Source organism: Corynebacterium sp., assembly GCF_030535495.1.
GTDB lineage: Bacteria > Actinomycetota > Actinomycetes > Mycobacteriales > Mycobacteriaceae > Corynebacterium.
Window position 1 is genome coordinate 1621 of the sequence record NZ_JAUNRW010000145.1, and the last position, 2782, is coordinate 4402.

Here is a 2782-nt window from a genome sequence, read left to right on the forward strand (position 1 = left end):
GTGGACCGCCAGGATGCGGCGGTGACCAGCTCCTTCCTCTACACCGTGGGACAGCTGAAGAACGTCGGAGGGGTCAAGCACGCCCAGCTCGTCGGCATGAACCCCGACACCAACGCCGCCCAGATCATGGTCACGCCGTTCACGGGACCGGACGACCAGTACACCATCCAGGTCTCCCATGCGCTGCGTGAGCAGGGGGAACAGATCGCCGACGCCACGGGCGCGGACATCGGCCTGACGGGCCTGACCGCCGTACAGATGGACATCACCGAACGCCTCTCCGGGGCCATGCCGCTGTATCTGGGCATCGTCGTCGGCCTGGCGATCTTCCTGCTGCTCGGCGTGTTCCGCTCCGTCATGGTCCCGCTCGTGGCGGGACTGGGCTTCCTGCTCTCGGTCGGCGCGGCCTTCGGCATGACGGTGCTCGTGTGGCAGGAGGGCCTGTGGGACCTCGTGAACACCCCGGCGCCGCTCATTTCCTTCATGCCGATCTTCCTCATCGGCGTCACCTTCGGCCTGGCGATGGACTACCAGGTCTTCCTGGTCACGCGCATGCGCGAGCACTACATCAACCTGCGGGTGAAATCCCACGAGAACCCGGACCCGGACACCCCGCGGGCGATCTCCAAGCTCAACGCCGTCGAGGAATCCACCATCGTCGGCTTCACCCGCGGCGCCCGCGTGGTCACCGCCGCCGCGCTCATCATGATCGCCGTGTTCATCGCGTTCATCGACCAGCCGCTGCCGTTCATCCAGATCTTCGGCTTCGCCCTCGGCGTGGGTGTCTTCTTCGACGCCTTCTTCGTCCGCATGGCGCTGGTGCCGGCCACGATGTTCCTCATGGGCAACGCCACCTGGTGGATCCCCCGCTGGCTCAACCGCCTCATCCCCCGCATGGACATCGAGGGCACCGCCCTGGAGAAGGAGTGGGAGGAGCGGCACGCCGCGCAACAGTCGCACCGCAAGGAAATGGAGAAGGTCACCTCATGACGGATCTGTCATTCACACTGGGCACCGAGCTGGAGCCCGGCCCCGGCCGCCACGGGCGTACCGGCACCATCCACACCCCGCACGGTGACATCCGGACACCGGCGTTCATCCCGGTGGCCACCAAGGCCACGGTGAAAACCCTCACGCCGGAGCAGATCACGCAGACGGGTGCGCAGGCGATCCTGTCGAACGCCTACCACCTCTACCTGCAGCCGGGTGCCGACATCGTCGATGAGGCCGGCGGAGTGGGGCGCTTCGAGAACTGGTCGGGCCCCACCTACACCGACTCCGGCGGCTTCCAGGTGATGAGCCAGGGCGTGGGATTCCAGAAGACCCTGACCATGGAGCAGAAGGACGGCCAGGACTGGGGCAGAGAGAAGAAGAATCTGGCCCGGGTCGATGAGGAGGGGGTGAACTTCGTCAGTTTCATCGACGGCTCCCGCCACCGCTTCACCCCGGAGATCTCCATGCAGATCCAGCACCAGCTCGGCGCGGACATCATCTTCGCCTTCGACGAGCTGACCACCCTCATGGACACCCGCTCCTACCAGGAGTCCTCCGTGGAGCGCACCCACCGCTGGGCGGCGCGCTGCATCGACGAGCACAATCGCCAGACACAGCTGCGGGCGGACAAGCCCCTGCAGTCCCTGTGGGGGGTCATCCAGGGCGCCCAGTACGAGGACCTGCGCCGCCAGGCGACCCGCGACCTGGTGGCACTGTCCGAGGCCAGTGTCGCCACCGGCCAGCGCGGATTCGGTGGCTACGGCATCGGTGGTGCGCTGGAGAAGGAGAATCTGGGCACGATCGTGGGCTGGGTCTGCGACGAGTTGCCCGTGGACAAGCCGCGCCACCTGCTGGGGATCTCCGAGCCGGACGACATCTTCACCGCCGTCGAGGCCGGCGCCGACACCTTCGACTGTGTGGCGCCCACCCGTCTGGCGCGCCGGGGTGGCGTGTACACCCTCGACGGGCGCCTCAACCTGGTCAACGCCGGTTTCAAGCGGGACTTCCGGGGAATCGACGAGGAGTTCGGCGGCTACGTCTCCGAGAACTACTCCCGCGCCTACCTGCGTCACCTGTTCAAGGCGAACGAGTTCCTCGGCATGACCCTGTGCACCATCCACAACCTGAGCTTCATGATCCGCCTGGTGGACAACATCCGTGAGTCCATCGACGGCGGCTACTTCGAGGAGTACCGCACCGAGTTCATGGGCCGGTACTACGCGAAGAAGAAGTAGGCCCGGCGTCCGTCCTACGCGCGCTCCTCGTCGGCGGGGAGCACCCAGGCACGGGAACCTGCCGTCGACAGGCGCACGCGCGTGCCCTCCGGGTAGACGTCGGATTCCTCCGGGTTGGCCAGGCTGGCCAGCAGCCTCTGCCCCTGCCAGTCGAGTTCGTAGTCGATGCGCTCGCCCATGAAGGCGGAGACGATGACGGTCGCGGTGGAGTCGTCAGCGGCACCCGTCTCGAGCGGGGTGAGTTCCAGCTGTTCCGGACGCACCAGAAGAACTGCCGGGAAGTCACGGTCCCCCAGGTCCGGGTGGGCGGGGACCGTCAGCTCCTGCCCGAAGGCTCTGATGCGTGCGCCGTCGACATCCACGCTGGCCACCTCGACGTCGATGAGGTTGGCCCGGCCGACGAACCCCGCGACGAAGCGGGAGGCGGGTCGGCGGTACAGCTCCGTGGGGGAGGCGACCTGCTCGATGCGCCCGGCGTTCATCACCACGACCAGGTCGCTCATGGCCATGGCCTCCGACTGGTCGTGGGTGACGTACACGGCGGTGGCCCCCAG

3 protein-coding genes are annotated in these 2782 nt (G+C 67.0%); 2 read left to right on the plus strand and 1 reads right to left on the minus strand.

Going from position 1 to position 2782, the window contains the following annotated elements; all coding sequences use genetic code 11:
- Nucleotides 1-990 (plus strand): MMPL family transporter (locus Q4F73_RS11725; RefSeq protein WP_303359525.1); only part of this gene is annotated, 990 nt, incomplete at its 5' end.
- A complete protein-coding gene (tgt, locus tag Q4F73_RS11730) occupies nt 987-2228 on the plus strand; it encodes a tRNA guanosine(34) transglycosylase Tgt (protein ID WP_303359526.1) in 1242 nt (413 codons plus the stop codon). The genes Q4F73_RS11725 and tgt, both read left to right, overlap by 4 nt.
- Before the next feature lie 14 nt (nt 2229-2242).
- Here the strand turns inward: tgt and Q4F73_RS11735 are convergent.
- Nucleotides 2243-2782 (minus strand): TOBE domain-containing protein (locus Q4F73_RS11735; RefSeq protein ID WP_303359527.1); only part of this gene is annotated, 540 nt, incomplete at its 5' end.

Coding starts and splice junctions, on each gene's coding strand:
- tgt (WP_303359526.1), top strand. CDS start 987: ATGACGGATCTGTCATTCACACTGGGCACCGAGCTGGAGCCCGGCCCC.